At 57.1% G+C, this 2,488-nt stretch carries 1 protein-coding gene and 1 pseudogene; one reads left to right on the forward strand and one right to left on the reverse strand.

What is annotated here, in order from left to right; all coding sequences use genetic code 11:
• Positions 1–1,028, forward strand: a 1,028-nt coding sequence (gene mltF / locus D5S03_RS05365) for a membrane-bound lytic murein transglycosylase MltF (RefSeq protein ID WP_287042905.1), incomplete at its 5' end; no start/stop codon positions are given.
• Between the two features lie 74 nt (positions 1,029–1,102).
• Here mltF and D5S03_RS05370 read toward each other — a convergent pair.
• Positions 1,103–2,488 (reverse strand): annotated as a pseudogene (locus tag D5S03_RS05370) (acyl-CoA dehydratase activase); the annotation flags it as partial.

A 2,488-nucleotide genomic window follows, 5' to 3' on the forward strand; every position in this document is an offset into this window, starting at 1 on the left:
CGCGCAATGAGCGTTTTGAACGCGGCCCGGCTCACAGCGAAATCACCCAGCAGGTGGTCTGCCACAGGCAGATGAATCCCATGCCCGGCAGCCCGGAAGACTTGAAAAATGTGGACCTCAAGGTTACCGCCGACTCCAGCTACGCTGAAAGGCTTGATGAACTCTCTGAGGAATACCAGGGCGTGGATTATACTCCGGTGGAGATGAGCACTGAAGTTCTTCTGGGCCACGTCTCGCAGCAAAAAATCGAGTGCACAGTGGCGGATTCCAATATAGTCCAGGTCAACCGGCGCTTTATGCCCCATCTGTACATAGCCTTCGATATCACCGAGGGCCAGAACCTTGGCTGGTATCTGCCAGAGGGCTGTGAAGAGCTGGCCAGAGAGGCCTTCTCCTGGATGAACAGCCGGGAAGGGGACGAGGCCATAAGCGAAATGTACAGCAGGTATTACGGGCACATTACCCAGTTCGACTTCGTGGACCTGCGCGCCCTGAACAGGCGCATAAAGGAGCGCCTGCCCAAGTATAAGGAGTATTTCCTGCAGGCGGAAGAAAAAACCGGCATGCCTGCAGATCTTCTGGCCGCCCTGGCCTACCAGGAATCCCACTGGGATCCGGAGGCAGTAAGCCGTACAGGAGTGCGGGGCATCATGATGCTCACCCAGAGAACAGCCAGGCACCTGGGAGTAGAGGACCGCCTGGACCCGGCCCAGAGCATCGAGGGCGGGGCAAGATACCTTGAGGAACGCTACCGGCTGCTGCCAGAGGACATTCCCGACCCTGACCGTCTCTACCTGGCCCTGGCCAGCTACAACGTGGGCAGGGGCCACCTCCTTGATGCCCGCCAGCTGGCCCGCAACCTGGGCAAGGACCCGGACTCCTGGGATGACATGCGTGAAGTTCTGCCCCTTCTCTCGGACGAACGCTACTACCCGTCCCTTCGCTACGGCTATGCCCGGGGCTTTGAGCCGGTGCACTTCGTAAGCCGCATACGCAATTACCGCGACATCATAGCCAGGGCTTTTTAAACGAGATTTGCCTTACCAGTCGCTAATCAAGGCCTGGCTGGCAGAAGATGTGGACGAGAGCACACGCTCATGATTTAACCCGACCGGTCCGCAGGGGCAAACTCCAGGTAAGGAATGAGCTTGCGGTTTTTATCTCCCCCGGTGCCGTCATAAGTGATGGACACTATGGGCACTCCGGTCTTTTCCTGCAGCCTTTCAGCCAGGGCTTCGCTCACCAGGGAGGGACAGCAGAAGGAGGGACTGGTCTGCACGAAAAGGGACACCTCCGGATGATATTTGAGGATATAGTGGATCTTCAGGATGTTGTCCATGGATTCCCCGCTCTGCTCGGGTATGAGCCCGTAAGCCGGCAGGACCTTTTCCGGCGGGTCGTTGTACTCGGGCCTTGGCTCGCCCAGAACCTTTTCAAAATAGCTGTAGAAGGTCTTTTCCCGCCTGGACATGGTGGCCAGCATAGCCCTGTTGCCAATCAGATTGAAATACTTGCCCTCTGCAAACCACTTCCTGAAATAGGCCGGGGCGATCATTCTTATATATTCTGTATAGGGCGTGGTTATGGCCTCCCCGCCGCGGCTTTCAATACATGCGATGAGATCCTGGTTGAACACCGGGTTGTCCCGGACATAAAGGTCTCCAAAGATGGCCGCCTGCAGGGTTGTTTTCTCCCGGGTCTCAATGCCGGAAAACATCCGGCATACATCCCTCACCGCCGCTTCCTTGTCCAGGCTGCCCAGCATGGACTTTTCCATGATTTCCAGGGACTTTTCCAGAACCTGGTCCGTGCTGCCCGGGTGTTTCTCCCGGGGTCTGATCCTGCAGCCCAGTCTGCGCAGCATGCCTCCGAACATGAAGGCAAAATAGGCATGCATGGCCGCGTTCAGGGACACATCTGCAAAAGTGATGCTGCCTGTATAAACCCCTGCCCTGCGCATATCCCGGTCAAATGAGCTTATCATCTGCTTCAGCCTGTAGGGATAGAGGCGTATATTGCAGGCGATCTCGGCATGGGCCATCCACAGCACTGTCTGGGACGGGTCCAGGTCCTCGTTTTGCACATACTCCACAAACTCCTGGGCAACAGCGTTTATGGGTATGCATTGCCCGCTGTTCAGGCGCATACTGCGCTTTATCACCTCTTCGCCCTCGGGCAGAAGGTGCGCATCAATGCCTTCCCGCCTGAGATTGGCCACCAGGAGCCGGCAGGTAATGGGGTCCCAGTTGGGGAAAAGCACAGTCCTGCCGGACATTCCGTCTGCTTTGACCGGGTTAATCTTAGCTGGGTCCGGAATACGGGACTGCTGACGCCGGGCGTGATTTTTAAAGGAGCGCACCGCAGCTTCGATCCTGGTCTCGTAACCCACGCTGGAGCCGTGCTCGTCCATCTCCAGGATAAGGTAGGGCTTGTCCGCCCCTTCCATGAGCTCCTGAAAAACATCCCGGATAAAGGAATCCGGGGAGCA

The organism is Desulfonatronospira sp. MSAO_Bac3, assembly GCF_003838035.1.
GTDB lineage: Bacteria > Desulfobacterota > Desulfovibrionia > Desulfovibrionales > Desulfonatronovibrionaceae > Desulfonatronospira > Desulfonatronospira thiodismutans.